We start from the raw sequence: 26,090 nt of genomic DNA, 5'->3' as shown, positions 1-26,090 counted from the left end.
TCCGGCACGACTTCTGCAGGGACGTTTCCCGGAACCCTCCCGGGACCATCCCCGGCGGGGCACCGGTCCCTGATGCGCGGAGGTGTGAAATGCGCGGCATGCGTTTCGTTCTGGTGCAGCTTGCGGCGGTCCTCATCCTGACCGGGCACCTGCGCGCGCAGGTGTTCGAAGAGCCCGCCCCGCAATGGTTCCTGGGCCTCGGCGGCATCATCAGCGAGCCGCAGGGAGCGTTCGCCGAGGCCGTGGGGACGGCGCCGGGCCTGGGTGTGAACGTCCGCTACAACCCGTCCGGAGGGGCGGGATTCGGCCTGCGCGCCGATTTCGGCTTCATCCGCTACGGGTCCAATACCCAGCCCGCCTGCTTCAGCGTGACCGTGGGGTGCCGGATCCAGCTGGACGTGGTGACGGCGAACGACATCCTGTTGTTCAGTCTCGGCCCGGAGTGGGTACTGCCGGGCGGGCCGGCGAGGCCCTACGTGGCGGGCAATGTCGGGCTAGCCCACTTCTACACGCACTCGTACCTGAAGGGCGTGGACGAGCACGACGAGGACGGCTTCGGCGAGACCACCAACTTCAAGGATACCTCGCTGGCCTGGCGCGCGGGCGGGGGAATCCTCCTGAGGCTGGTGCGCGGAGAGGTCTTTCTGGATCTGGATATGGCGGCCTTCTACCATCGCAACGGGGTGGCCGAGTACCTGACCGAGGTCGATATCGAGGACCTCCCCGGAGGGGGCATCGACATGTTCCCGCGCCTGGGCGAGACCAACTTCCTCTCGTTCCGCCTGGGTCTCTCGCTCGGTCTGAGCAACCCGGCTCCGTAGCGGCAGGTAGCCAAGTCTTCCCATTTCGCCATGGGGACGCCCCGGTAACGTCGCCACCTTTCTCCTGCGCGGGGAAAGGCCCCGCCGTCCGGCACCACGTCAGGCATGGCAGCGGGGGGCGATGTTCACTCAGGTCCGTTCGGCCGCCCTGAGCGGAGTCGACAGCTTTCCGGTCAGCGTCGAGGCGAGCCTCACGTCCGGCCTCCCGTCGTTTTCGATCGTCGGTCTGCCGGCAGGCGCTGTGCGCGAAGGCCGCGAGCGGGTGACCGCCGCGCTCGCCAGCGTGGGATTCCCGGTCCCGCATCGCCGGGTCACCATCAACCTGGCGCCGGCCGACGTGCCCAAGACCGGCAGCGCCTTCGACCTCCCCATCGCGATCGCGCTTCTGATCGTCGGCGGCCACCTGCGGGCGGAGGAAGCCGACGGCCTTGTGTTCGTCGGCGAACTAGGGCTCGACGGCGAGTTGCGCCCGGTGCGCGGAGCGCTGTCCATCGCAAACGGCTGCCGCGGGATGCAGGGCCTGATGCTTCCTTCCGCGAACGCGCGCGAGGCCGCGGTGGCGGGGGCGGTGGAGGTGATCGGGGCGTCGTGTCTGCCGGAGGTGATCCGGCATCTGACCGGGAGCGGCCCGATCAGCCCGGCCACCGTGGACGGCGTCGCTCTTCTGGGCGGTAGCGCCGGGGACGCGCCGGACCTGGCCGACGTCCGGGGTCAGGCCCACGCCAAGCGCGCGCTTGTGGTGGCGGCCGCGGGAGGGCACAATCTGTTGCTGACCGGGCCGCCCGGAGCGGGCAAGACCATGCTCGCGCGGCGCCTGCCGGGAATCCTCCCGCCCCTCGAGCTGCAGGAGGCGGTGGAGGCGACGAAGGTGCATTCCGTGGCCGGACGCCTGCCCCCCGGAGAGGCGCTTGTGACGCGCCGCCCGTTCCGTGCCCCCCACCACACCATCAGCGACGCGGGGCTGGTCGGCGGCGGCCGCGTGCCGCGACCCGGCGAAGTCAGCCTCGCGCATCAGGGGGTTCTCTTTCTCGACGAGCTTCCGGAGTTCCGCCGGAACGTGCTCGAAGCCCTGCGGCAACCGCTGGAGGACGAAGCCGTTACGATCTCGCGCGCCAGTCAGGCGGTCACCTATCCCTGCCGCTTCACCCTGGTCGCCGCGATGAACCCCTGTCCGTGCGGGTTCCACGGTGATGGATCGGGACGCTGCTCCTGCACCGAGGCCACCATCCGCCGCTATCGCAACCGGGTGTCCGGGCCGTTGCTGGATCGCGTCGACCTCCATGTGCACATCCCGGCCGTGCCGATCGAGGAACTCCATGGGCGCACCGCCGGGATGACGAGCCTTGAGTCACGTGCGCAGGTCGCGGGCGCCCTGCGCCGGCAACAACAGCGCAGAAGCCGGAACGGGACCGCTCTCTTCAACGGTCGCCTCGGATCCAGGGAGATGCGACGCTGGTGCCTGCCGGGGTCGGAAGGTCGCCGGCTGCTGCGCGGTGCCGTGCGTAATCTGGGTCTCTCGGCACGCGGCCATCACCGGATTCTGCGCGTGGCTCGCACCATCGCCGACCTGTGCGGGAGCGAGCGCGTAGGTGCTTCACACGTCGGGGAGGCCATCCAGTACCGAAGCCGGGTGCCTATTTCCCTTTCACCCGCGGGAGGATGATGGTGAACTCCGTGAATTCGCCCTCTTCGGTTTCCACGGCGAGCTGCCCTTCGTGCTCGCGGACGATCTCGTGCGAGATCGACAGCCCGAGGCCGGTGCCCTGGGTGCCGGACTTGGTGGTGAAGAAGGGGTCGAAGATCTTGCGCACGACGCTCTCGGGCATGCCGGTGCCGTTGTCCCGCACCTTGATGCACACGGTGTCGCCCCGTCCCTCGGTGGACACGAGCAGGGTGGGCGAGTACCCGCGGCCTTCCGCCTTGCCGCGCATCTGGGTGGCCTGACAGGCGTTGGTGACGATGTTCAGGATGACCCGGCTGAGATCGCGCGCGATGCCGTCGACGCGGCCTGCCTCGGGGTCGAGTTCGCGGGTGATGGTGACGTTGAAGGTGGCGTCGGTGCCGCGCATCCCGTGGTAGGCGAGCTTGGTGTATTCCTCCACCAGCAGGTTGATGTCGATGGACTCGATCTGGCCGGCCTCGTCGCGGGAGTGGGCCAGCATGCCGTCGACGATGCGGTTCGCCCGGTCGCCGTGCTCCTTGACCTTGGAGATGTTGAGCTGGAGGTCGCCCAGGATCTCGTCCACGATTTCGGTCAACTCTTCGTCGCCGGCGGCGGCGAGCGGTCCCGCGCCGTCACCGTTGCCGCTCTCTCCTTCCATGCCGAGTTCCTCCCGCAACTCGTCGATCAACTCGACGGAGAGCGCCGCGAAGTTGTTGACGAAGTTGAGCGGGTTGCGGATCTCGTGGGCTACGCCCGCCGTCAGTGCGCCGAGCGATGCCAGCTTCTCCTGGGTGATGACCTGTTCCTGCGTGCGCCGCAGCTCGTCGAGCGTGCTCTCAAGCTCGGCGTTCTTGTCCTGGACTTCGGTGGCAAGCGCCTCCACCAGGTTCAGGCGCTGAACTTCGATGGCGTGCTGGCGGAACACCTCGAGAGCGCCCGCCATGTCGGTGACCTCGTCGTTGCCGGCAATCTCCAGCTTCGCTTCCAGTTCGCCCCTGGACATGCGGCGCATCACGTCGGAGAGGTGGCGCAGCCGGACCAGCAGGCGCTCACCGAAGAACTTCCAGCCTCCGAAGACGGCCGCCAGCACAGCCAGGACGTTGACCGCAAGGATCGTCCACCAGCCGATCTGCAGGAGAGTGGCCGACCGGTCCGCCGCCTCCCGGGTCGAGATCTCCGCGTTCTCCACCAATGGTTGAACGAGCGCGTTCAGGTCGTTGGTGGTCGCTTCGTTGAGGGCCAGGTACTCCTCGGACTCGGCCAGCTCGGCCAGCTCGAGGGTGCGAATGGTGTATATCCCGTTCGCGGCCGAATAGAGATCCCCGAGACGCTCGAAGGAAGGCCGCAGCAGGGCCGCCGTCGCGGGCAACAGGTCATCCAGGTCACTCTGGAGGTTGCCCATGGCGGCCGTTACCCGCTCCCGGTTGGTCTGCAGGAGACCCGGGTCGTCCTGGGTAAGGGCTCGCTGGATGAGCAACGAAACCGCGTTCTGATTCGTTTGGTAATTGAGCAGCCCTCTGTATTGGTCCAGTTGCTCGGGCGCGTTCCTGGCGGAAGTCGGCGCCGGCTGGTCCGTGAGCTCCCGCAATCCCGTTGCCATGAAGAAGTCCTGATCGTCGATTGCGGCGACCAGGAGGAGTTCGGCTCCCAGCGTGAGCTCCAGCACTTCGCGCTCAAGGTCGCCGACCCGGGCGCGATAGGTCAGGCGCCTGGCCACCGATTCCCGGATGAGGTCGATGCTTTCCACCAGGTTGGATGCAAGCACCACCACCGAATCCTGCAGCGCGCCCTGCATGCCGGTCCCGGTCATTTCCCCAAGGCGGGTTCGCAGGAACTCCTCCTCCCGCATCACGTCGGTTTCGACCAGCGCCAGGTCTTCCGGCGTATCGGCCGCGATCAGCCTGGGCGAAGCACGCACCAGTTCCGAGCTGCTTTGCGCTACGTCGAAGGCGGCGATCATCCCCGGCATATAGGTGCCGGTGACATCCCGCTGGCTCGCGTTGACGATCGTCATGAGACCCAGCGCCAGCACGCTCGCCACCAGAGTCAGGGTCACGCCCCCACCCAGCCCCACCCAGATCTGACTCGCGATCCCGAAACGGTTGCCCGTGGCTTTGCGGACCCTGGTCCCCCATCCGGACGGCAGTTTTGCCAGAACCCACTCGAAGGTGGAATGGATTCTGGAGTCCAGACCCTCCTGAACCGGAGGAGTCATCGCGAGAGCCGCTCCATGGCCCGGAAACGGCCAGCCTGGATCCGGGTCAGAAACACGCGGTCCGAGCCCTGGTTGTCCCGCTCGCCATACTCCACCTCGAACCCGCCCAGATCGATGGGCCCTGCTTCCCGCAGCGTCCCGAGGAAGCTCTCGCGGGTCGGCTCCGGGCCCGTCCGGTCCAGCCCTTCGACAATCAGACGTCCGGCCAGGTAGCCCTCGAGCGAGACGAAGCCGGGACTCGCATCCGGGTCCACGACTTCCAGCGCCTCGTGGTAGCGGGCCACCACGGGAACGGAAGTGTCCCCGGGGAACGGGACGACCTGGGTAACCACGACACCCTCGCCCGCTGCCCCCAGTTCGTTGAGCAACGCGTTGCTGCCCACGAACGAGATGTTCACGAAGATGGCGTTCACGCCGATGCGGCGCGCCCATCTGATGAACGTGGCTGCGGGTTGGTAAGCGCCGATGATGATCACGGCCTGGGGGCTGCCTTCGCGGATGTCGAGAAGTGCCCGCTTCACCGCCGTGGTGTTGCGGACGTATGCTCCCTCGGCCACCAGGACCATGTCGCGCCTGCCCAGAGCGCGGCGCATGCCGGTCAGTCCGGCGTTGCCGTAGTTGTCGTCCTGATACAGGACCGCGAAGCGCGTAAACCCGAGGTCCGTGGTCAGGCGCTCGACCATCTCTTCGGTTTCCTGGAAGTAGGATGCGCGCAGGTTGACTACGAAGTCGCGGTTCTCACGCAGGAATTCCGCGCCCGTGAACGGCCCGATGTAGGGGACGCCCGCGGCGCTCGCGACCGGTTCGGCCGCGGTGGAGGTGGGAGTTCCCACCGCGCCCACCAGCCCGAACACTCCCTCGGCGATAAGCGTGTGCGTGTTGTCGGAAGCGGCTTCCGGTTCGTATCCGTCGTCACGCGAACGAAGCCGAAGCATCCGTCCCTGGACGCCCCCGCGCCGGTTGGCTTCCTCGAACGCCGCGAGTATCCCGAGCCTCATGTTGGAACCAAGCTCGCTCGTGGGGCCGGTGAAGGCGGCCGACTGCCCGAACACGATCGAATCCGCGAAGACGCCCTCCGCTTCCGACTGGGCCGCCAGCGGCGAGCCCGCCAGAGCGCCGACCAGGACCCCCAGAAAGACCGCGGTGGCAGCATGGCGAGGCGTCACAGCATGGGTCGCGGGCCTTGCGCGCCGGCACCCCGTCCCGCGTCTCATCAGTCTCCCCCGTATCGGAGCGCCAGACAGGTCAGGTCGTCGGACTGGGGTGCGCCGCCGGCATGCTCATGGACAGCATCGACCACCTGGCGCGTCATGTCCTCGGGGTCCGCGCCGGCCGCCCTTCGCAGGACATCCAGCAGGGTATCGTCCCCGAACTGGTTTCCGGCCTCGTCCATCGCTTCCGTCACGCCATCCGTGTAGAAGAAGACGACATCGCCCTCCTCCAGCTGCATCGAGTGTTGCTGATAGGGGAATTCGTCGATCACGCCGAGAACGATGCCGCTGTCCCCCGGCAGCCATGTCACCTCGCCCGAGGGCTTGACCAGACAGGGGAGGTTGTGGCCTCCGTTTACGTATTGCAGAAGCCCCGATGCCGGATCGAGCACCGCGTAGAACATGGTTACGAACATCGACTCCTTGTTCTGTTCGTAGAGTAGCTGGTTGACCTCGGTTATGCATTTTACGGGTTCCCGTTCGCCAAGGGCGGATCCCTTGACGAGGGTCCGGCTGACCATCATGAACAGCGCGGCGGGAACTCCCTTGCCGGAGACGTCCGCGACCACCACGGCAAACCCCTCATCCTCCACCGGGAAGAAGTCGTAGAAGTCGCCGCCCACCTCCTTGGCCGGGGTCATCCAGGCGAACAGGCCGTAACGGGGATGCTGCGGGAAGACCTTGGGCAGGATCGAGTCCTGCATCTGAGCCGCCACCCCCAGCTCCTGGCGCAGGGCAACGAGCTCGTCGCGGGACCGAAGCGCTTCGCGCATCACCTCCAGATGACGGATCGTCTTGTCGATCGTGGTCTCGAGATCGTCGAAGTTGATCGGCTTGGTGAGGAAGTCGAACGCGCCGCGATTCATGGCGGTGCGGATGTTCTCCATGTCGCCGTACGCCGTGACGATCACCGCGCGCAGGTCCAGGTCCAGAGAGTTGATCTGGCTGAGGAGCGTCAGCCCGTCCATCTCCGGCATGTTGATGTCCGACAGGACCATGTCGATGTCGTCCTGCTCGTTCAGCTTGTCGAGCGCTTCGACACCATTGCTGGCGAAGACGAGTTCGATCTCCCGCCGGCGCATCTTGCGGCGGAACTTCTGCCTGAGGAGAAGCTCGAGATCCGGCTCGTCGTCCACCACAAGAATCTTCTTCATACGTCCTCCCGAAAGAGAAGCGATCCCGATGCATTCCGCTGGGGCCGGCGGCCGGCTGGCGCGGGAGCCTGATCGGGCGTTGGCGTCGCCCAAAACTACTCTTTGCGCGCCCGTTGGCAACAACGATCCGCACTTGTCCGAGCTCGCAAATGTTCGAGATCAGCTTCCGGTTTGGCGTTGCCGGCGCGTGGTGGTGACGCCGGGGTATCGAGGGATGCGCATTCGAGCCTGCCGTGATAGGTTGTTAGGCCGGCAAATCCGGAAGCCGTCGGCGCCCGGCACAGGTCGGCGGAGGAACCGGGTGCGGAACAAAGGGAGAATGGCGCAGTCGTTGGGGCACAGCGGCGGATCGACGCATGGATGTCACGCTTGGGATTGATGTGGGGACGGACCAGCACGAGCCTCGAAGGGTCGTGGAGGTGTTCGAGCGCTTCGCCACAGCGAACGGCGTAAGCGATCTCGTAGTGCAGAGGTTCTGTCTGGCGCTGGACGAAATCCTCACCAACGTCATCTCGTACGGGTTCGAGAAAGCGCCGGAGGAACCGAGGATTCGCGTGGACTTCGGGCTGGGAGACGAACTGCTGGAAGTCCGCATCGAAGACAACGGACGATCGTTCAATCCGCTGGCCGACGCGCCGCTCCCGGATTTCACGCTGCCGGTGGACGAGCGACCCATCGGAGGGCTCGGCATCCACCTTGCCAAGAACCTCGTGCACGACATATCCTATCGACGCGATAAAAAGCGAAATTGCCTGACCCTCACACAGCCGCTGCAGGGCGCGACAGGGGATCCAAATCCGTGAAAGTCACAGCCAGTCAGTCCGGGGACGCCGTGATCGCGGCCGTAAGCGGCCGCGTTGATTCGGTAAACGCGACCTCCTTCGAACAGGAGTTGAGCAAGGCCATGGAGGGCGGTTCCAGCCGTCTGGTCGTAGATTGCGGCGAGCTGTCGTACATCAGCAGCGCCGGCCTGCGCATTCTCCTCCTCGCGGTCAAGAAGACCCGTGCGCAGGGTGGGGGAGTGGCGCTGTGCCAAGTGCAGGACCACGTCCGGGAGGTGCTGGAGGTCAGCGGTTTCACGCGCATCATGACGGTTCGTGACACCGTCGAGCAGGCGATCGACAGCTTCTGAAGGCGGCTGGCAGGGGGGGGCGAGGCTCGACCCGGCCACCGAGCCCGCAGATTTCGGTTTCAGGCTAGAAGTACGTGAACGCCTGGACCTTCAGGGACCATTCGGTGCGGTCGAGCGAGGACCGGTAGATATCCAGGTTGGTGGAGATGCCGTTCTTCCCGAAGGCATAAAGCATGAAGCCGGGGGTGATCGTGAAGCCGGAAAAGTCCCCGCCGTCGCCATCCTCGGTCCTGGCCCAACTCAGGCGCAGCAGAGGCTCGATGGCCTCGAAGCGGGCGGTCTCCGGCAGCCGCGCATACCAGAGGCCCATCGCCTGAAACGCCGTGAACGGGGTGTTCTGGGACACCCTCCAGTTCCGCCCCCGGATCGCCCCCAGCAGCAGGTGGCCCCCGTCGCGCCATGTCCCCGCCTCGAACTCGAGCCCGTAGGCCGGGGTCCAGGCCGACCCGTGGTCGAAGTGGGTTTCGTCGAATGAGGCGTAGGCCGCGAAACGGCTGTCTTCGGTGAGGTCGAAGGACAGCTGCGTGGTGGTCGACTTCCAGTTGTTGGCGTCCCGGTTGTCGATGCCTTCCCCGTTCGTGAGCGTGACGCGGTAGCTCGCGCGGCTGCCGAGGCGGCCCGTCATCAGCAACCCGGGCTCGTACCCGTTCAGGCCGAGCCTGAAGGCAAGGTTGCCGAACGAGCAGACTCCTCCAATCCCGGGGCACGCATGCTCCTCTGCTATCCCTGATACCCTCGCGTCCCGCTCGATCAGCGGCAGGTCCGAGTTGGGCACCAGCCAGAAGTACGAGATGCCGCGCTTGAACTGACCCATGTTGAGCACGAAGGCCTCCGAGAAGCTCAACGTGAGCCACGCGTCCAGCACCGTGCCTCCGCGCAGCGCCTCGAACTGGAGGCGACCGCTGACGAAGTCGTTGTAGCGCCCGTCCAGCGTGATCCAGGCGCGCCGCATGGAAAACGTCGAGACGGCGCCCTCGGTGCTCGGCGCCTCGTACTGCGCGTGCACGCGCGCATCGAATGAGACACTGGAGCCGCCATAGGACCGGAAGGGCGGATCCTGGGCCTGGAGTGCGGAGGAGGAGAACGCCATGGCTGCGAGCAGCATGCCTCCGAGCGCCGTCCTTGCGGATGCCTTCGAATCCGGCCGCCGCTTCCGCCGGCGCTTGCCGCCATGGGTGCCCGGGTGCGGGTCGGAATGGAAATTCGGTGCCGCTCCTGCCGTGATCGTCGTCTTTTGGTGCGCCGGCATCATGGCCTCCTGGGAGGTGGTGTCGCGGTTGTCGTAGTCGCTACGTCCGGCCGTGCCTGATTTGGCTCGGCACCGCCGATGGCCGATCGGGGGTAGTCGCGCCTTCTAGAATAGGCCGATCACCCTTCCGGTGTCAGGATCCAGGTCGACATCGTAGAAGGAGGGACGGGTCGGGAGTCCCGGCATGGTGCGCATCTGACCCACCAGCGGATAGAGGAACCCGGCGCCCACGGAGGCGCGCACGTCGCGGATCGGCAGCGTGTATCCTCGTGGCACTCCCTTGCGGCGCGGGTCGTGGCTGATGCTCAGATGGGTCTTGGCCATGCAGATCGGCAGGTCGGAGAAGCCCTGGCGCGTGAAGAGATCGATGCGGTCGCTGGCCAGCGGTTCGAACTCCACCCCGTCTGCTCCGTATACCTCGCGCGCGATGATCTCGATCTTCTCCCGAACCGGAAGGTCGAGCGGATAGAGGAAGCGGAAATCGGAGGGCTGCTCGGTGGCCCGCACCACGGCCCGGCCCAGCGCGACCGCTCCCGCGCCCCCGTGGGCCCAGTGCTTCGAGACCACCGCGTCCACGGCCCCGGCGGCGCGCGCCGCCCGAATCACCAGGTCCACCTCGGCATCCGTGTCGGTGGCGAAGTGGTTCACGGCCACCACCACCGGAACTCCGAACTTGCGTGCCGTGCGGATGTGGTGCTCCATGTTGGCGATTCCCCGGGAGAGCAGCTCCAGGTTCTCTTCGGTGTATGCGCGGTCGAGCGGCCGTCCCGCCACCACGGGAGGTCCGCCGCCATGCGTCTTCAGGGCCCGGATGGTGGCCACCAGCACCACCGCGTCGGGGACCAGCCCGGAGTAGCGGCACTTGATGTTGAAGAACTTCTCCATGCCGATGTCGGCCCCGAATCCCGATTCCGTGATGACGTAGTCGCTCAGTTTGAGCGCGATGCGGTCGGCAATGATGGAGCTGTTGCCGTGCGCGATGTTGGCGAACGGTCCGGCGTGGACGAAGACGGGAGTACCCTCGAGCGTCTGCATCAACGTGGGTTGAACCGCGTCGCGCATGAGGACGGCGAGCGCGCCCGCGGCGCCGATGTCCTCGGCGGTCACGGGTTCGCCGTCGCCCGTCGCCCCGACCACCATGGCCCCGAGCCTTCGGCGCATGTCGGCCAGGTCGGTGGTCAGGGCGAGAATCGCCATGATCTCGCTGGCCACCGTAATGTCGAACCCGGTGGTGCGGGTAAATCCGAATTCATCCGGACCCTGCCCGACCGTGATCTCGCGGAGCATGCGGTCGTTGGTATCCATCACGCGCCGCCAGGTGATGGTCTCCGGATCGATTCCCAGGCGCACGAAGCGGCTGCGCTCCTCCGGCGTCATCCGGTCCGGGTCGCTCGTGGCGATGCCGAGCTTCTCCTTGCGCACATGCATGCCGCGGGCGAAGAAGCGCCTTCCGTTGCGGACCGGGAAGAGACGCTCGAAGAGAAGCTCGTCGCTCTGGCGGGACTCGTGCAGCATCCGTATGTCGATCGCCGCCGCCAGCAGGTTGTTGGCCGCAGTGATGGCGTGGATGTCCCCCGTGAGGTGCAGGTTGAAGTCCTCCATCGGGATGACCTGGCTGTAGCCGCCGCCCGCCGCTCCGCCCTTGATGCCGAAGGTCGGGCCCTGGCTGGGCTGGCGGATGCACGCGATCGTCCGCTTGCCGAGGTGGGCGCCCATTGCCTGGGCGAGTCCCACCGTGGTTGTGGTCTTGCCCTCGCCCAGGGGCGTAGGGGTGATCGCCGTCACGTCGATGTACTTGCCCTCCGGCACGGCGGAGAGCCGGTCGAGCACGGAAAGCCTCACCTTCGCCTTGTGCGACCCGTGCATCTCGAGCTCCCCGCTTGCGAGGCCGAGTTGCGCGGCGATGGAGGCGATGGAGGTGAGCGGGGCTTCCTGCGCGATCTCGATGTCGGAGGGGACGGGCGAACGAATCTGGAGCGAGGTATTGCGGCCGTGATCGGTCATTGGCAGGGGATAGTCCATGGTTTCGGGACGCCAGCGTCGGAGGCCGACGGATTCGTCGCGCAACAACTCGGCGCTCGCGGATGCGCCAGAAAGATTCCCTCCGCGGCCTGATTTGGGAATAGGCGCAGGAAACGAGTCCGGCGGGGAACGGCGATTTCCTTGATTCGGTCCTGCGGGTACGGGTACATTAATCGCGGTATCGCGGCGCGCCGGCGCCACAATCCCCGACCACCCTCCTTTCAAGAGTCCCGCATGCGACTATTCATCGCGCTGAATCTCTCCGATGGCGCGAAGGAAGGCGTGTACGCCGCCGCTCGGCCCCTCAGAGAGGCCGGCTTGCCGGTGCGGTGGCTGGATCCCGAAACGTATCACCTGACCCTCAAGTTCCTCGGGAATCCACATCCGGACCTTACGCCCCGCGTGTCGGAGGCGATCGACGAAGTCGGGGGCAAGAACCGGTCCTTCTCGATGGAGATCCGCGCCTTCGGCGCCTTTCCCACGATTCGCCGCCCAAGGGTGCTGTGGGCCGGGGTGGAGCCGGTCCTCGCCCTGCGCTGTCTGAAGCAGGATGTGGAGTGGGGGCTGGCCAGCCTGGGCTTCAGCCGGGAGACGAGCGCCTTCCATCCTCACATCACCGTGGGCCGCGCCAGGGCGGAGACCGGCGCCGGCGCCTTCCGCGGACTGGATGCCCTGGTTGCCGACCTGGACTTCCGCCATCACATCGACGTGACGTCGGTGGAACTCATGCGCAGTCATCTCTCCCGCGCCGGCGCCCGCTACAGTGTCGTATCCTCGGCGGCGCTCGAGACGCCGGAACCGGCGCAGCCCAACGCCTGATGGCCACGATCCGCGCGGGCTCCCCGATGCTCGGCCCCTGACCCGACTTCATGGCAAACATCCTGATCGTCGACGACGACGCCTCGGTCAGCGGCGCGCTGCGTCAGGTCTTCGAGTACGAGTCGCATCGCGTGACGATCGCCCCCAACGGCCCCGTCGGCCTCGAGCGCCTCGTCGACGACAATCCCGATGTCGTCTTTCTCGACGTCAAGATGCCGGAGATGGACGGCCTGGAAGTCCTGTCGAGGATGAGGAAGCTGGACTCCCGCACCCCGGTGATCATGATCAGCGGGCACGGGAACATCGATACCGCCGTGGAGGCCACGCGCAGGGGCGCGTACGACTTCCTGGAGAAACCCCTCGACACGGCGCGCCTGTTCGTTACCCTGCGCAACGCCCTCGACATGCACGGGCTCAAGCGCGGCGTCGAATCGCTGCAGACCGAAGTGGAGAGCCGGTACGAAATCGTCGGTTCCTCGCCCCGGATTCATCAGATGCTGATGCGTATCGAGAAGGTGGCGCCGACCCGGGCGCGCGTGCTCGTCACCGGCGAGAACGGCACGGGAAAAGAGCTGGTGGCGCGGGCGGTCCACAGGCTGTCGGACCGGCGCGACCGGCCGTTCGTGGAAGTGAACTGCGCCGCGATCCCCTCGGAGCTCATCGAATCGGAGCTCTTCGGCCACATGAAGGGGTCGTTCACCGGGGCGGTGGCGGACCGCGCGGGGAAGTTCGAGCAGGCGGACGGCGGCACGCTCTTCCTGGACGAGATCGGAGACATGTCCTTCGCGGCCCAGGCGAAGGTGCTGCGCGTCCTGGAGCAGGGCGTCGTGGTCCGCGTGGGAGGCTCCCGGACCTTGCAGGTGGACGTGCGCGTCATCGCGGCCACCAACAAGGACCTCGCCGAAGAGATCAGGAACGACCGGTTCCGCGAGGATCTCTACTATCGTCTCAACGTCGTTCCCATCGAGCTTCCTCCGCTTCGCGAGCGTCGGTGTGATATTCCCATGCTCGTGAAGCACTTCACCACGCTGATGGTGCGGACCGGGCGGGCATCCCGGAAGCACTTCACGGAGGGTGCCCTGAACCGGCTCAAGGCGATGGACTGGCCGGGCAACGTGCGCCAACTGCGCAACGCCGTGGAGCGCTTTCTGATTCTCTCGGAGGGCGACGAGATCCGCACGAAAGACGTCCGACTGCTCTCCGGAGGCAGCCCGGGCGCGGTCGTCCACCAACTGCTGGCCGCGCCTTCCTTCGCCGACTTCAAGGACCGCGCGGAGCGGGCGTTCATCGAGCACAAGCTGCGCGAGCACGACTGGAACATCACCGAGACCGCCCGGTCGGCGGGCATGCCGCGCTCCAACCTCTACAAGAAGATCAACAAGTACGGGCTGGAGCGGGAGTCGTGAGGCGGGCAGCGGGACGGGACGGAGAACGGGAGGATCCGTTGCGGACCGGTGACGGGGCGGGGGATGGCGGACGCGACTCCGAACCGTCGGCGGAAGCACCCATGAAGTCGCTGGCCCGGACGGCGTGGGAGTGGTGCCGGTCGGTTCTGATTGCGTTCGCGCTCTTCCTGATCATCAGAGCGTTTCTGGTGGAGGCCTTCAAGATTCCCACCGCCTCCATGGAGAACACCTTGCTGGTGGGAGATTTCCTGGTGGTCAACAAGGCGGTGTACGGCGCCGAGGTTCCGGGGACGGCGCTGCACCTTCCCGCATTCGCGGAGCTCGAGCGGCGCGACGTCATCGTGTTCACGCCTCCGCACGACCCCGGAAAGAACTATGTGAAGCGCGTGGTCGGGGTGCCCGGGGATGTCCTTGAGATGCGGGCCAAGACGCTGTACCTGAACGAGGTGCAGCTCGACGAGCCGTACGTTCGCCACGTGGACCCGCGGCGTGACGAGTATCATCCCGACATGGCGTGGCAGGCCGGTTTCCTCGCCGACGGCCGCGACCCGGCGTCCTACCGGCCGACGCGGGACAACTGGGGTCCGATCCGGATTCCGGAGGACAGTTACTTCGTCCTGGGCGACAACCGCGACAACAGCGAAGACTCGCGCTACTGGGGATTCGTCGACAAGGGTTCGGTGCGGGGGCGGCCCTGGTTCGTCTACTACTCCTTCGACGCGTCTTCCGATGGGGAGGCTGCGTGGATGAGGGACGTGCGCTGGGGCAGGATCGGCGGGATTGTCCGGTAGACACGGGCGCGGGTACTGGTTGACACCATGCGGCCTGGTTGACACCATGCGGCCTGTCTGATACCCTTGACTGCTTTGTTACTCCACTCCGTGGGTTCGACGACGAGGACGAGACCGCGGAAGAACGTCTCCCCGGCAAATCGCGGGTGAACCGTACGTGAAGACATATACGCCCAGGGCGAGCGACATCGAGCACCAGTGGTGGGTGGTTGATGCTGCGGGACAGCCGTTGGGGCGTCTGGCGGCGCAGGTCGCGCGCGTGCTGCGCGGCAAGCACAAGCCCATCTTCACGCCTCATCTCGACACGGGGGACAACGTGGTGGTGATCAACGCCGCCCGCGTGAAGCTCACCGGCAACAAGGCGGCGCAGAAGACCTACTTCCGTCATTCGGGCTACATGGGCGGCGAGCGCCATATTCCCTTCAGGACGATGCTGGAGCGGCATCCCGAGCGGGTGATCGAGCGCGCCGTACGCGGCATGCTCCCGAAAGCACGCCTGGGTCGCCGACTACGCCGCCGGCTGCGCGTCTATGCCGGGGCCGAGCATCCTCATCATGGCCAGCGTCCGGGCCAACTCACGTTCTGAGGTCACGGGTTCATTGCCATACGTAGAACAGGTTCAGGCCGTAGGCCGGCGCAAGAGCAGCGTAGCGCGCATCATGCTGCGACCGGGAATCGGAAGGTGGCTGATCAACGGCCGGGAACTGGACGACTATTTTCCGCGGCTGGTGCATCGCAAGCGCGCCACCGAACCGATGCAGGTCGTTGACGCCGACGCCCGCTTCGATGTCGTCGTGCGCGTGCACGGGGGCGGGATGACCGGTCAGGCCGACGCCATCCGCCTGGGGGTTGCCCGAGCGCTGGTCGAGGAAGACGAAGACGCGATGGGCCCGCTTCGCCAGGGCGGGTTTCTCTCACGTGATCCGCGCAAGGTGGAGCGCAAGAAGCCCGGCCGTCCGAAGGCCCGCAAGCGCTTCCAGTTCAGCAAGCGATAAACCCGAGGACTGCCTGGAGACGCATGGAGCAGGTTTCTCTGAACCAGATGCTTGAGGCCGGGGTCCACTTCGGACACCAGACGCGCCGATGGAACCCCAAGATGCGCCGTTTCATCTTCACGGAGCGGAACGGCATCCATATCATCGACCTGCGCAAGACGTTCGATCGGCTGATCGCGGCCCGGAAGATCGCACGCCAACTGGTGCTTTCGGGCGAACGCCTCCTGTTCGTCTGCACCAAGCCGCAGTTGCGCGGGATCATTGAAGAGGACGCCGCCCGGTCCCGCAGCCTGTTCGTGACGGAGCGCTGGCTGGGCGGCATGCTCACCAACTTCCAGACCATTCGTCGCCAGATCCGCCGCCTGAAGGAGCTGGAGCGGGGGCAGGAGGAGAACGCCTTCGAGTTCTACACCAAGAAGGAACGCCTTCTGCTCGAGCGCGAGCGGCTGAAGTTGGAGAAGTACTTTTCCGGGGTGAAGGACATGGCCCGGCTCCCGGGCGCCATCTTCGTCGTCGATGCCCGGCGCGAGGCGATCGCGGTCAGGGAGGCCCACCGGCTTGGTATCCCGATCATCGCCATCACCGACACCAACGCCGATCCGGATCTCATCACCTACCCGATTCCGGGGAACGACGACGCGATACGCTCGGTCAGCCTGATCAGCGGCGCCATCGCCGAGGCCATCAGCCAGGCCCGCAAAGAGGTGCCGGAAGATGAACGCCGTCGGGTGGAGGACCTGGAGGCCACGACGTATTCGACCGAGACAGGCGAGAAGGCCGCCGCGGTGGAGGAGCATCCGCGCCGTCGAGCGCGCCGGCGGCCCCGTCCGGGCGTCATCGCGGAACGCCAGACGGGCAGCCCCGGTCGAGGGGATTCGCAAAAGCGAGTCAGGAGGGCCCGCGTTCTGGTCAGGAAGCCGGGGGGCGACGCGGCCGAATCGGATTCCGGCGGAGCGCCCGCGAAGCCGTCGACCAGCCAGGAAGCCGAACCGAAGCCGTCCCGGGTCCGGCGCGCGCCTCCCAAGCCGGTAGCGTCCCGGACCAGTTGATCCTTCCTGCCGGCGACTGCCGGGACAGGGAAGTATGGACGAGGGTCGCGGGAAAGCGTCGCCACCGGATCCCGCGTCCCGTAACCTCGAAACGATCACCAGGCGGATACTCCACATGACGATTCCCGCAAAGATGGTGAAGGCCCTGCGCGACCGTACAGGCGGGGGCATGATGGATTGCAAGCGCGCTCTCGAAGAGACGGGAGGCGATCTCGAGGCCGCGGTCGATCTCCTCCGTGCCAGGGGTGCGGCGAAGGTTTCCAAGCGAGCGGGCAGGGATACGAACCAGGGAACCATCGGCAGCTACGTCCACTTCGACCGAAGGGTGGGCGTCATCGTCGAAGTCAACTGTGAGACCGACTTCGTCGCCAACACGGACGACTTCCGGGCGCTGGCCAAGGACATCGCCCTGCACATCGCCTCCCAGGACCCGATTGCCGTGCGCGCGGAAGATCTGCCGCAGGACGTGGTCGAGCGTGAGAAGGCGGTCTACCGGGAGCAGGTGCGTGCCCAGGGGAAGCCGGAACGCATTCAGGACATGATCGTCCAGGGGAAGCTGAAGGCCTTCTACAAGGATCAGGTGCTGCTGGAGCAGCCCTTCATCAAGGACACGGACCGGACCATCGGCGAGCTCGTGACCGAGGTATCGGCGAAAACCGGCGAGAGGATCGAAGTCGCCCGCTTCTCGAGGTTCGCGGTCGGGCAGCGCGGCTGACGGCGCACGCCCGCGGGACGATGAGCGGCTCGTCGGAATTCCGGTACTCGCGGGTTCTCCTGAAGCTCTCCGGCGAAGCGCTCGCGGGAGAGGAGGGATTCGGCATCTCTCCGCCGGTCGTGGACCGGCTCACCGACGAGATCGGGACGCTCGCCGACCTGGGCGTGGCCCTCGGCATCGTCATCGGGGGCGGCAACATCATGCGCGGGGCGCTGGCCAGCCGTCAGGGCATGGACCGCGTCACAGCCGACTACATGGGCATGCTCGCCACCGTCATCAACGCGTTGGCGCTTCAGGATCTGCTCGAGCGCAAGAACGTCACCACGCGCGTGCTGACCGCCTTTCGCATGGAAAAGCTCGCGGAGCCCTACATCCGCCGCCGGGCGATTCGCCACCTGGAGAAGGGCAGGGTGGTGATCTTCGCCGGAGGCACGGGGAACCCGTACTTTTCGACCGACACCGCGGCCGCTCTGCGGGCGATCGAGATGGAAGCCGACGTGATCATCAAGGCCACCAAGGTGGCGGGAATCTTTACCGCCGATCCTCTCCTGGACCCGACCGCGCAGTTCATCCGGCGCATCAGCTTTCAGGAAGTGATCGCGCGGGAACTGGGGGTCATGGATGCCCCGGCGGTGTCGCTCTGCAAGGACAACAAGCTGCCCATCATCGTACTCAATCTCGGCGAGAGAGGAGCGGTCGGGGCCGCCATCAGAGGGGAGCGCATAGGCACGTTGGTATCCTGACCGGGTATCTGCTCTCCGATCGGTATCACACGCGCGCGGGAGGCTGTCATGGGACTCATGGAAGAACTCACGGAGCGCATGGACGCCGCGCTCGATGCTGCCCGGCGCGAGTTCGCAACCGTTCGAACCGGCAAGGCGACCCCGGCTCTGCTGGACAGCGTCCGGGTCGACGCCTACGGGGCCAGCATGCCCCTGAATCAGCTCGCGACGGTGGTTGCGGCCGACGCGAGCCTGCTGGTGGTGCAGCCATACGACAAGTCGCTGATGTCCTCCGTCGAGAAGGCGATCATGTCCGCCAACCTCGGGCTTAATCCCTCCAACGACGGCAACCTCATACGCGTACCGATTCCTCCACTCACCGAGGAACGACGCCGGGAATACGTGCGCATCATCCACAAGATGTCGGAGAATACCCGGATCTCGATCCGCCACGCCCGGCGTGCGGGCAATGGCGAGGTGAAGCGTCGCATCAGGGAGCACGAGATCAGCGAGGACCAGGGTCACCAGATGATGGGCGGGATTCAGAACCTCACCGACCGCTACGTGGCCTCGCTGGACGAGCTCATGAAGGCCAAGGAGGAGGAGGTCATGGCCATCTAGCCATGAAGTCCAACGTGCCGGCCCGGATTGACATGAGCGGGCCCATGCCGCGTCACGTGGCCGTCATCATGGACGGCAACGGACGCTGGGCCCGGCGGCAGGGCCTGCCCCGCAAGACGGGGCACGAGGCCGGGATGAACGCCGTACGCACGACCATCGAGGCTTCGGTCGACGCCGGCATCAAGATCCTCACCCTCTTTGCGTTTTCCACCGACAACTGGAATCGTCCGTCGGAGGAGGTGTCGGCTCTGATGTCGCTCCTGAAGGCGTATGCGGAGCGGGAGTGCTCGGAGCTTGTCGAGAAGGGCGTCGAAGTACGTGTGCTCGGGACCCTGGCCAGAATGCAGCCTTCAGCGCGCGAGGCCGTGGAGCGCATCATGCGGGAGACCGAGGGCGGAACGACGCTCAGGCTCAATCTGATGATCTCCTACAGCGGAAGGGAAGACATCCTGACCGCGGTTCGCCGTCTGGCCGCGCGCGCCCGGGCCGGAGAACTGGATCCCGCGGAGATCGACGAAGCGTGCCTGGAGCGGGCGCTGCTGACGAGCGGCATCCCCGATCCCGACCTTCTCATCCGGACTTCCGGGGAGTGCAGAATCTCCAACTTCATGCTTTGGCAGATTTCGTACTCGGAGATCCACATCACCCCCGTGCTGTGGCCGGATTTCTCCAGGGACGACCTCCTTGCGGCCGTCCTGGACTACCAGCGCCGCGACCGCCGCTTCGGCCGGATCACTTCCGGCTGATGGCGATGGCCGACCTTTCGCGCCGCGCGGTGGTGGCGGTGGTCGCGCTGCTCGTCGTCCTTCCGGTCATCTACCGGGGCGGGTGGCTCATGGGTGCGCTTGCGGCGGCGCTGGCCATGCTGGCCACCCGCGAGTTCTGCCTGCTGGCCCGGCGGACGGGTGTACGGACCTTTACCCGCACGGCCATGGCCGTCACGGCAGCGCTCGTCCTGGCAGCGACGGCGGAGCCCTTCTTCACCGGTTTCGCCCCGCTCGCGCTGACGGTCCTCATGGGGGCCACGGTAGCGCTCTTTGTCGCCGCCGTGCGCGCGCGCAAGGTGACGGACAAGCCGCTCGCGTCCGTCTGCTCGACGCTGACGGCGGCTCTCTATGTGGGAGGCGGGCTCTGCTTCGCGGTGCTGCTGCGCCACCTGCCGGAGACGGGGGTCGCCGTCAGAGCCCCCGGCCCGCTCGAAGGCCCGTTGCTGCTGCTCTTCCCGCTGACGGTCACCTGGGTCGGGGACATCGCCGCATACTTCGCGGGCAGCCTGTGGGGAACTCGCCGCCTGTTTCCGGCCGTCAGCCCGGGCAAGACGCTGGAAGGCACCGTCGCCGGAATCCTTGCCGCCGGGGCGGCGGGCCTGTTCTTCGCGGTGGCGGCCGCCGAGCCGTTCGTCCTGCTGGGGGTTGGGCCGGGCTGGCTCGTCGGCATCGCGCTCCTGATCGGCACGGGCGGACTGGCGGGGGATCTGGCCGTTTCGCTGCTCAAGCGCGAAGCCGGCGTCAAGGACACGGGGTCGATGCTTCCCGGCCACGGCGGAGTGCTCGACCGGCTCGACGCCGTGCTGGTGACGCTGCCGCTCGCCTACGCGGCGCTTCAGCTCGCCGGTTCGGTGTCGCCATGAGCCGGGTGGCGGTCCCCGAGGCGAAGGGTGCGTCGACGTGATCCGGGTCGCGATCCTGGGATCCACGGGATCCGTCGGGCGCAGCGCGCTCGAGGTCATGGGCCGGCATCCGGAGCGCTTCCGCGTGGTCGCGCTGGCCGCCAACCGCTCGGTAGCCGTGCTTCGCGAGCAGGCGGCGCTGCATCGGCCGCGCCGGGTGGTGGTCGCCGACCCCGGCGCCGGGAGGCTCGACCTCCCCGGCGTGTCGTCCGCCTACGGCCGCGAGGCTCTGATCGAACTCGCGGGGAACAGCGACGCGGATGTGGTCGTCAATGCCCTGGTGGGAGTCTCGGGCCTGGAGCCCACCCTCGCCGTGCTGCGGGCGGGCAAGCGTCTCGCGCTGGCCAACAAGGAGTCGCTGGTGGCCGGAGGCGAACTCGTCAACGAAACGGCGCGTTCGGGAGGCGGTGAGCTGGTGCCGGTCGATTCGGAACACAGCGCGATTCTGCAGTGTCTCGCCGGCAGCGACCCCGGGCATGTGGCCCGCATCGTGCTGACCGCTTCGGGCGGTCCTTTTCGCCGCTGGGACGCGTCGCGAATGAACGACGTCACGCCCGCCGACGCGCTGCGCCATCCCACCTGGAACATGGGTTCCAAGATCACCATCGACTCGGCCACGCTCGCGAACAAGGCGCTGGAGGTCATCGAGGCACATTTCCTGTATCGGATGGAGTATGAACGCATCGACGTGGTCGTTCATCCGCAATCGATCGTCCACTCCTTCGTGGAATTCACGGACGGCTCGGTCGTGGCGCAACTCGGCCTTCCCACCATGGAACTGCCCATCCTGTACGCGCTGACACATCCGGAACGGATCGACGACGTCCGCCTGCGAACATTCCGTCCTTCGCGCCTGTCGGATCTCACGTTCGAGGAACTGGACCGGCCGCGGTTCCCCCTGTTCGAACTGGGCGTGCAGGCCGGGCGCGCCGGTGGCTGGGCGCCGACGGTCTTCAACGCGGCCAACGAGGTGGCTGTGCACGCATTCCTGGAGGGCGTGCTACCCTTCAGAGAGATGGCGGTGGTGGTGGGAGCGGCGCTGGAGCGAACTCCTCCAGGAAGGATCAGGTCGGTCGAAGACGTGCTCGGCGTGGATGCCGAGGCCCGGCGCGTGACCCGGGAATCCATCGAGGCGGTGGTCGCGTAATGGCGCGCGGCTCGTGAGCGGGCGCATACAGGGAGAGGGATGATGGCGTTGCTGGCGACAATCGTTGTCCTGGGCGTTCTGATCCTCGTCCACGAACTTGGCCACTTCTGGGCGGCCAAGGCCGTGGGCGTAAAGGTCCTGCGCTTCTCCATCGGGCTGGGGCCGCGGGTTCTCGGTTTTCGCCGCGGCGATACCGAATACGTGATCTCGGCGATTCCGCTGGGCGGGTACGTCAAGATGAGCGGCATGGCCGATGAGGTCATGGACCAGGTGGAGGGAGGTGGCGGCGAGGTGCGGCGGGGACCCGCGCCAACGGACTTCGACGGCAAGCCGGTCTGGGCGCGCGCGCTGGTGCTGTCGGCGGGCGTGATCATGAACATGATCTTCGCCTTCGCGGCGTATACTACGATCGCCGCGGGCTGGGGCCGGGTGGAGGCGGACGAGACCCGGCTCGGCTACGTGGACATGGAGCTGCTGCCCCCGGGCGCGGAACCGCTGGGGGGGCTTCCCGTCGGCGCGCGCGTTACGCGGGTGGGCGACCGCGATGTGGTCCACTGGGGGGATGTGCGTGAGGGATTCCTGTCGGCACGGGGCGAGACGATCACGGTGGAAACCGAGTCCCCGCGCGTGACGGTCTCGGTGCCGGTGCCCGACGATCCTTCCGCGCGCGAGCGCCTGGCATTGGCCCTCGACTACTGGATCGAAGCCGAAGTCCTGGACGTCGAGCTCGGGATGCCCGCGGCGGGCGCGGGCGTGCAGCCGGGGGACCGCGTGCTGGCCGTGGACGGTGTAGCCGTGGATAACTGGGCGCTGTTCCGGCAGGAGATCATGCGCCGTCCCGGTCGCACGGTCGAACTTCAACTGGCGCGCGACGGCGCTCTGATAGAGATCGCGGTGCCCCTCGCAACGCGTGAGGAAAGGGGGCCCGACGGGGAGATCAGGACCGTAGGTCAGGTCGGCATTCTGGCTCCGGTGGCCGATCCGGTGTACGTGCCCGTTCCGCTGACCCGCGCTGCGGTCATCGGATATCGGGACACCGTGGGCACCACCCGCATGATCCTCGCGTTCCTCGGCGATCTCGTGACCGGGAGCGTCTCCCCGCGCAATGTGGGCAGCATCGTCACCATCGGAACGCTGTCCGGCCAAGCGGCAGAGGCGGGGATTCAGACCTTCCTGCGCTTCATGGCTCTGTTCTCGGTGAATCTGGCGATCCTGAACCTGCTTCCCATTCCGATACTGGACGGCGGACATCTCGTTTTTCTCGGGATCGAGGCCGTCAGAGGGAGGGCGCTCAGCCTGGAGCAGCGGCTGCGCTGGAGCCGGGTCGGCTTCCTGGTGCTCATGGGCATCATGGTCTGGGCGCTCTCCAACGACATCCTGCGCGTGCTGGGGTTGTGACGCCGAACCGCCCCGGCGGCAGGGCCTGGAACGACGGCTTCAGAGAAACGACAGCTGCTCGGGACCGCGTTCCCGGCGCAGGGTGTCGACGCACAGCATCTCCGTAGGCTCCTCCTGCCGGGCAACGCCCAGAAAGCCCCGGTATCCCGCCCTGGCCAGTGCCCGAGAGACGGTTTCACGCGCCAGCTCGGGTGTGTTGCACTCCGCAGAGAGGTGGGCGAGCAGTATGCCGGCGAGGCGGGGATGGAGGAGATCCCGGGCAAGACGGGCGGCCGCGCGGTTGGACAGGTGCCCGTGGCTGGATGCGATGCGCGACTTGACGGCGGCGGGGTAGGAACTCTGGTGGAGAAGCGTCTCGTCGTGATTGGCTTCCAGGACCAGGAAGTCGCAGCCCGCGAGCGCGTGGCGTACGATCGCGGTGGACCGGCCGAGATCGGTCGCGAGCCCGACGCGGGCGCCGGATCCGACATCGACCAGGGCGATGGCCACCGGATCGGCCGCGTCGTGTACGGTCATGAACGGTTCCACGCGCAGGTCCTCGACGCCGAAGGCTCGCCCGGGCCGGTATTCCACAACCTGTTCCGACCCGCGGAACAGGCGGCCGCACGCCTTGCGGGTGGCTTCGGTGAGGCAGACGGGGATACCGTGACGTCGCGCCAGCACTCCGCTGCCGCGGGTGTGATCCCCATGTTCGTGCGTGAGAATGATGGCCGCGAGCTCACTCGCCTCGGCCCCGACCAGCCGCAGGCGGCGCTCGGTCTCGCGCGCGCTGAAGCCGGCGTCCACCAACACGGCCGCACGTCCGGAGCGGACCAGAATCGAGTTGCCCTTGCTGCCGCTGCCCAGCACGCAGATCTGCACGACCGCTCCGGACCCGCCGGCTAGTCGGCGCCGGCCACGCTGAGCCAGGCACGCTCGAGAACGGCCTGCATCTCCGGCGCAAGCCGAACGCCCCTGCGGCTCATGACATGCGCCGCCGTGTCCAGAAAGCGGTTCAGCTCAAAGAGCGGCGCTTCGGGCGCCGCGCCCCATCGAAAGGGCGGGAGATGGCTCGTCGGGGCCGTTGCGCCGAACAGGTTGCAGCCTGCTCCGATGACCGCGCCGGTGTTCAGGAGCGTTCCAATGCCGGTCTTGACGTGGTCGCCCAGAAGGCAGCCCAGCTTGCCCAGACCGGATGGCACGGCGCCTTCGCCCGTACGGACCTTCACGTCGCGATAGTCATTGCGAAGATCGCTGTTCGTGGTCATCGCGCCCAGGTTCACCCAGCGGCCGAGGTACGAGCGGCCCAGGAAGCCGCCGTGGGCCTTGTTGTCGTAGCCGAGCAGGACGCTCTTCTCGATGTCGCCGCGGATTCTGCATGCCCGACCCACGTAGGAAGCGCATATCCTTCCACCGAGGACGGTCGAGCCGGGTCCCACATACAGCGGACCCTCCAGGCGAGCCGGCCCGCACACGCGCACGCCCTCGCCGAGGACGATAGGCCCCGGGCCCGTGTCCAGCATCACGCCCGGCTCGACGGCGGCACCGGGGCCCAGGGTGAAGAGGCCGTCTCCCAGCAGGTGGACGCCGGGGGGGAGGGAGGACCCCGAGGGTGGGATCGCCATTCCACCCTCGCGCGCCCCCACCGGCCGCCCCCCGGCCCGGCTCGACGGCGTGGACGCGAGAGGGGCGAACATCCCGGCCTCGAGGTCTTCACGGAGCTGCGCGGGCATCCGTGACACCAGCTCCCAGACGTGCTCCAGCACGAATCCTTCCAGCTCGATTCCGGCCTTCGTCCGGGGAGCGGCAGCGGGATCCGCGATGTCAAGCGGTTGGGGAAGCGGGGCACCGGAAGGGAGGCTCCACCCGACGGTCGTGCCGTCGATGCGCAGTTCGGCGGGGACCGGAGGCAGCTGCCGCGGCCGGCTCCGCACCACGGCCCGGCTGGACATCAGGATGCGGTGGAGGCCGCGCCCCACGTCGGAGGCCACGAGTGCCTCGGGCGCTTCGTCTTCCCGGAAACCGGCGAGGCGGGCGCCTGCAAGATGACCGCCGTACTCCACACCCCACGCGCGGGCTGCCCGCTCCCAGAGCCGTAGCGCGCCAAGCACCAGTTCGGCTGCGGGGCGTGTCAGGGCAAACGGCTCCCAGCGCCGGGCGCGGGCGTCGTCGAACAGGTAGAGACGGGCGCTCACGTCCGTTGGGCGCGCGACGAGGAGGGCAGCCGCTGCACGAGGCGCTTGAGTTCGCGGGCGTGCTCGCGGGTCGTGACCATCGTCACGTCCCCCGCGACGACCACGACCATCTCGCGGACGCCGAACAACACCACCCGCCCGCCTTCGCTGTACACGATGTTGTCGTCACTCTCAACGCAGACGACATCGCCGGCCCGGGTGTTCCCGCGGTGGTCGGGCGTCCGCGTCCGGGCGAGCGCCTCCCAGCTGCCCACATCATCCCAGTCAAAGGATACCGGAAGCATGGCGCACGAGCGGCTGCGTTCCAGCACGGCCTCGTCGACGCTGACCGTAGGCGCGTGGCGGAAGAAGCCGTTCACGTCGCCGTCCTCGAGTCGCGGAAGCAGGGCGGCGATGCCGGGAGCGTGCGCGCGCAGCTCCTTCAGGAACACCGATGCCCGCCAGACGAAGATGCCCGTGTTCCACAGGAACCCCTGGCGAATGTACTCGGCGGCCCGCCCGGCGTCGGGTTTCTCGTGAAAGCGCAGCACACGCCGGGGAGGCTCGCCTGCCCCGCCACGGGCGGATCCGTCCAGCGCGTCGCCGGGTTGCAGGTATCCGTAGCCGGTATCGGGACGATCCGGCCGGGCCCCGACGGTCAGCAGGACATCGTCTCGGGCCGCGATCCGCAACGCGCGCGCGACGAGCGATCGGAACGCGGCGGCGGGACGTATGACATGGTCCGAATGCAGGGAAACGATCACCGCGTCCGGATCGCTTCGCCAGGCGCGCCAGGTCGCCCAGGTGAGTGCCGGTGCCGTGCTGCGCGGCCGCGATTCCCAGAGGAAGCAACCGGGAGGTAACTCCGGCAGCGCGGAAGTCAGTGGTGACTCCAGGTGCCGTCCCGCGACGATCCGCAACCGGCCGGCCGGGACCAGCTCCAGCGCGCGCAGGACCGTGTCGGCTACGAGGGGGCGGCTCGATGCCAGCGGCAGGAGCTGCTTGGGGCGAGTGGGCGTGCTGGCGGGCCAGAACCGGGAACCGGCGCCACCCGCGAGGATGACGACCCGGAGGTGGGGGTCGGCGGGGGTCAACGCCGCTCGCTGATGCGGGTCGGAATGCACGCGGAAACTTACCC

General features: G+C 67.2%; 25 protein-coding genes. 17 read left to right on the top strand and 8 right to left on the bottom strand.

Annotated elements, in window-relative coordinates:
- Positions 1-89: 89 nt before the first annotated feature.
- The gene (locus OXU32_17715) at positions 90-821 is read left to right on the top strand and encodes a hypothetical protein (GenBank protein MDE0075793.1); all 732 of its coding nucleotides are present in this window, start codon (positions 90-92) and stop codon (positions 819-821) included.
- 121 nt (positions 822-942) lie between these two features.
- Complete coding sequence (locus OXU32_17710) at positions 943-2,484, top strand: YifB family Mg chelatase-like AAA ATPase (protein MDE0075792.1); 1,542 nt, start codon at positions 943-945, stop codon at positions 2,482-2,484.
- Here OXU32_17710 and OXU32_17705 read toward each other — a convergent pair.
- The 3 genes from OXU32_17705 to OXU32_17695 are packed head-to-tail and all read right to left on the bottom strand — an operon-like array spanning position 2,456 to position 7,064.
- The gene (locus tag OXU32_17705; protein ID MDE0075791.1) at positions 2,456-4,699 is read right to left on the bottom strand and encodes an ATP-binding protein; all 2,244 of its coding nucleotides are present in this window, start codon (positions 4,697-4,699) and stop codon (positions 2,456-2,458) included. The two genes, OXU32_17710 and OXU32_17705, sit on opposite strands and share 29 nt — an antisense overlap.
- Complete coding sequence (locus tag OXU32_17700) at positions 4,696-5,913, bottom strand: ABC transporter substrate-binding protein (GenBank protein ID MDE0075790.1); 1,218 nt, start codon at positions 5,911-5,913, stop codon at positions 4,696-4,698. The genes OXU32_17705 and OXU32_17700 overlap by 4 nt, the downstream gene beginning before the upstream one ends.
- On the bottom strand, positions 5,913-7,064 hold the full coding sequence (locus tag OXU32_17695) for a SpoIIE family protein phosphatase (GenBank protein ID MDE0075789.1): 1,152 nt from the start codon (positions 7,062-7,064) through the stop codon (positions 5,913-5,915). Before OXU32_17695 ends, OXU32_17700 begins: the two co-directional genes overlap by 1 nt.
- Before the next feature lie 356 nt (positions 7,065-7,420).
- Between OXU32_17695 and OXU32_17690 the strand changes: the two genes are divergently transcribed.
- Together OXU32_17690 and OXU32_17685 are read left to right on the top strand one after the other, a co-directional pair.
- On the top strand, positions 7,421-7,867 hold the full coding sequence (locus OXU32_17690) for an ATP-binding protein (GenBank protein ID MDE0075788.1): 447 nt from the start codon (positions 7,421-7,423) through the stop codon (positions 7,865-7,867).
- Positions 7,864-8,196 carry an STAS domain-containing protein gene (locus OXU32_17685; GenBank protein ID MDE0075787.1) on the top strand — a complete coding sequence of 111 codons (333 nt, stop codon included), beginning with the start codon at positions 7,864-7,866 and terminating at the stop codon, positions 8,194-8,196. Before OXU32_17690 ends, OXU32_17685 begins: the two co-directional genes overlap by 4 nt.
- 64 nt (positions 8,197-8,260) lie before the next feature.
- On the opposite strand, the gene OXU32_17680 is transcribed toward OXU32_17685, so the two are convergent.
- Both OXU32_17680 and OXU32_17675 read right to left on the bottom strand, forming a co-directional pair.
- On the bottom strand, positions 8,261-9,301 hold the full coding sequence (locus tag OXU32_17680; GenBank protein MDE0075786.1) for a hypothetical protein: 1,041 nt from the start codon (positions 9,299-9,301) through the stop codon (positions 8,261-8,263).
- A 249-nt stretch (positions 9,302-9,550) separates the two neighbouring features.
- On the bottom strand, positions 9,551-11,449 hold the full coding sequence (locus OXU32_17675; protein MDE0075785.1) for a formate--tetrahydrofolate ligase: 1,899 nt from the start codon (positions 11,447-11,449) through the stop codon (positions 9,551-9,553).
- A 252-nt stretch (positions 11,450-11,701) separates the two neighbouring features.
- Here OXU32_17675 and thpR point away from each other — a divergent pair, with 252 nt between their 5' ends.
- From thpR to rseP, 13 genes are all read left to right on the top strand, one after another.
- Positions 11,702-12,286: an RNA 2',3'-cyclic phosphodiesterase gene (gene thpR / locus OXU32_17670; protein MDE0075784.1), complete on the top strand. Its 585-nt coding sequence runs from the start codon at positions 11,702-11,704 to the stop codon at positions 12,284-12,286.
- Between the two features lie 50 nt (positions 12,287-12,336).
- Positions 12,337-13,692 carry a sigma-54 dependent transcriptional regulator gene (locus tag OXU32_17665; protein ID MDE0075783.1) on the top strand — a complete coding sequence of 452 codons (1,356 nt, stop codon included), beginning with the start codon at positions 12,337-12,339 and terminating at the stop codon, positions 13,690-13,692.
- A 101-nt stretch (positions 13,693-13,793) separates the two neighbouring features.
- A complete protein-coding gene (gene lepB, locus OXU32_17660) occupies positions 13,794-14,483 on the top strand; it encodes a signal peptidase I (protein ID MDE0075782.1) in 690 nt (229 codons plus the stop codon).
- 157 nt (positions 14,484-14,640) lie between these two features.
- Positions 14,641-15,069, top strand: coding sequence for a 50S ribosomal protein L13 (gene rplM, locus OXU32_17655; GenBank protein MDE0075781.1), 429 nt, complete (start codon positions 14,641-14,643; stop codon positions 15,067-15,069).
- Complete coding sequence (gene rpsI, locus OXU32_17650) at positions 15,038-15,478, top strand: 30S ribosomal protein S9 (protein MDE0075780.1); 441 nt, start codon at positions 15,038-15,040, stop codon at positions 15,476-15,478. The genes rplM and rpsI overlap by 32 nt, the downstream gene beginning before the upstream one ends.
- Before the next feature lie 23 nt (positions 15,479-15,501).
- Entirely contained in the window at positions 15,502-16,527 is a 1,026-nt protein-coding gene (rpsB, locus tag OXU32_17645) for a 30S ribosomal protein S2 (GenBank protein ID MDE0075779.1), read from the top strand.
- 115 nt (positions 16,528-16,642) lie between these two features.
- A complete protein-coding gene (gene tsf, locus OXU32_17640; GenBank protein ID MDE0075778.1) occupies positions 16,643-17,242 on the top strand; it encodes a translation elongation factor Ts in 600 nt (199 codons plus the stop codon).
- A gap of 20 nt (positions 17,243-17,262) precedes the next feature.
- The gene (pyrH, locus tag OXU32_17635; protein MDE0075777.1) at positions 17,263-17,985 is read left to right on the top strand and encodes a UMP kinase; all 723 of its coding nucleotides are present in this window, start codon (positions 17,263-17,265) and stop codon (positions 17,983-17,985) included.
- Between the two features lie 48 nt (positions 17,986-18,033).
- Positions 18,034-18,585: a ribosome recycling factor gene (gene frr, locus OXU32_17630; protein ID MDE0075776.1), complete on the top strand. Its 552-nt coding sequence runs from the start codon at positions 18,034-18,036 to the stop codon at positions 18,583-18,585.
- 32 nt (positions 18,586-18,617) lie between these two features.
- The gene (uppS, locus tag OXU32_17625) at positions 18,618-19,331 is read left to right on the top strand and encodes a polyprenyl diphosphate synthase (GenBank protein MDE0075775.1); all 714 of its coding nucleotides are present in this window, start codon (positions 18,618-18,620) and stop codon (positions 19,329-19,331) included.
- Positions 19,331-20,215 carry a phosphatidate cytidylyltransferase gene (locus OXU32_17620; protein MDE0075774.1) on the top strand — a complete coding sequence of 295 codons (885 nt, stop codon included), beginning with the start codon at positions 19,331-19,333 and terminating at the stop codon, positions 20,213-20,215. The genes uppS and OXU32_17620 overlap by 1 nt, the downstream gene beginning before the upstream one ends.
- Before the next feature lie 37 nt (positions 20,216-20,252).
- Positions 20,253-21,401 carry a 1-deoxy-D-xylulose-5-phosphate reductoisomerase gene (gene dxr / locus OXU32_17615; GenBank protein ID MDE0075773.1) on the top strand — a complete coding sequence of 383 codons (1,149 nt, stop codon included), beginning with the start codon at positions 20,253-20,255 and terminating at the stop codon, positions 21,399-21,401.
- Between the two features lie 39 nt (positions 21,402-21,440).
- A complete protein-coding gene (gene rseP / locus OXU32_17610) occupies positions 21,441-22,799 on the top strand; it encodes an RIP metalloprotease RseP (GenBank protein MDE0075772.1) in 1,359 nt (452 codons plus the stop codon).
- Positions 22,800-22,838: 39 nt separating this feature from the next.
- On the opposite strand, the gene OXU32_17605 is transcribed toward rseP, so the two are convergent.
- Genes OXU32_17605 through OXU32_17595 form a run of 3 tightly spaced genes read right to left on the bottom strand, consistent with a single transcriptional unit; the run spans position 22,839 to position 26,046 of the window.
- Positions 22,839-23,660 (bottom strand): MBL fold metallo-hydrolase, encoded by an 822-nt coding sequence (locus tag OXU32_17605; GenBank protein MDE0075771.1) that lies wholly within the window; start codon positions 23,658-23,660, stop codon positions 22,839-22,841.
- Positions 23,661-23,680: 20 nt separating this feature from the next.
- A complete protein-coding gene (locus OXU32_17600) occupies positions 23,681-24,973 on the bottom strand; it encodes a putative sugar nucleotidyl transferase (GenBank protein ID MDE0075770.1) in 1,293 nt (430 codons plus the stop codon).
- A complete protein-coding gene (locus OXU32_17595; protein MDE0075769.1) occupies positions 24,970-26,046 on the bottom strand; it encodes a sugar phosphate nucleotidyltransferase in 1,077 nt (358 codons plus the stop codon). Before OXU32_17595 ends, OXU32_17600 begins: the two co-directional genes overlap by 4 nt.
- Between the last annotated feature and the right edge of the window lie 44 nt (positions 26,047-26,090).

The sequence above is a fragment of the Gammaproteobacteria bacterium genome (assembly GCA_028819075.1).
GTDB lineage: Bacteria > Gemmatimonadota > Gemmatimonadetes > Longimicrobiales > Gaopeijiaceae > BD2-11.
This window is presented reverse-complemented; position numbering and strand designations above follow the sequence as displayed.

Excerpts from the sequence above, each read along its gene's own strand:
- OXU32_17705 (MDE0075791.1), bottom strand. The coding sequence starts at position 4,699 with ATGACTCCTCCGGTTCAGGAGGGTCTGGACTCCAGAATCCATTCCACC.
- OXU32_17675 (MDE0075785.1), bottom strand. The coding sequence starts at position 11,449 with ATGACCGATCACGGCCGCAATACCTCGCTCCAGATTCGTTCGCCCGTC.
- rpsB (MDE0075779.1), top strand. The coding sequence starts at position 15,502 with ATGGAGCAGGTTTCTCTGAACCAGATGCTTGAGGCCGGGGTCCACTTC.
- OXU32_17665 (MDE0075783.1), top strand. The coding sequence starts at position 12,337 with ATGGCAAACATCCTGATCGTCGACGACGACGCCTCGGTCAGCGGCGCG.
- OXU32_17700 (MDE0075790.1), bottom strand. The coding sequence starts at position 5,913 with ATGAGACGCGGGACGGGGTGCCGGCGCGCAAGGCCCGCGACCCATGCT.
- OXU32_17715 (MDE0075793.1), top strand. The coding sequence starts at position 90 with ATGCGCGGCATGCGTTTCGTTCTGGTGCAGCTTGCGGCGGTCCTCATC.
- tsf (MDE0075778.1), top strand. The coding sequence starts at position 16,643 with ATGACGATTCCCGCAAAGATGGTGAAGGCCCTGCGCGACCGTACAGGC.
- OXU32_17710 (MDE0075792.1), top strand. The coding sequence starts at position 943 with ATGTTCACTCAGGTCCGTTCGGCCGCCCTGAGCGGAGTCGACAGCTTT.
- uppS (MDE0075775.1), top strand. The coding sequence starts at position 18,618 with ATGAGCGGGCCCATGCCGCGTCACGTGGCCGTCATCATGGACGGCAAC.
- frr (MDE0075776.1), top strand. The coding sequence starts at position 18,034 with ATGGGACTCATGGAAGAACTCACGGAGCGCATGGACGCCGCGCTCGAT.
- OXU32_17690 (MDE0075788.1), top strand. The coding sequence starts at position 7,421 with ATGGATGTCACGCTTGGGATTGATGTGGGGACGGACCAGCACGAGCCT.
- thpR (MDE0075784.1), top strand. The coding sequence starts at position 11,702 with ATGCGACTATTCATCGCGCTGAATCTCTCCGATGGCGCGAAGGAAGGC.
- rpsI (MDE0075780.1), top strand. The coding sequence starts at position 15,038 with ATGGCCAGCGTCCGGGCCAACTCACGTTCTGAGGTCACGGGTTCATTG.
- lepB (MDE0075782.1), top strand. The coding sequence starts at position 13,794 with ATGAAGTCGCTGGCCCGGACGGCGTGGGAGTGGTGCCGGTCGGTTCTG.
- rseP (MDE0075772.1), top strand. The coding sequence starts at position 21,441 with ATGATGGCGTTGCTGGCGACAATCGTTGTCCTGGGCGTTCTGATCCTC.
- OXU32_17680 (MDE0075786.1), bottom strand. The coding sequence starts at position 9,301 with ATGCTGCTCGCAGCCATGGCGTTCTCCTCCTCCGCACTCCAGGCCCAG.
- OXU32_17695 (MDE0075789.1), bottom strand. The coding sequence starts at position 7,064 with ATGAAGAAGATTCTTGTGGTGGACGACGAGCCGGATCTCGAGCTTCTC.
- pyrH (MDE0075777.1), top strand. The coding sequence starts at position 17,263 with ATGAGCGGCTCGTCGGAATTCCGGTACTCGCGGGTTCTCCTGAAGCTC.
- OXU32_17620 (MDE0075774.1), top strand. The coding sequence starts at position 19,331 with ATGGCGATGGCCGACCTTTCGCGCCGCGCGGTGGTGGCGGTGGTCGCG.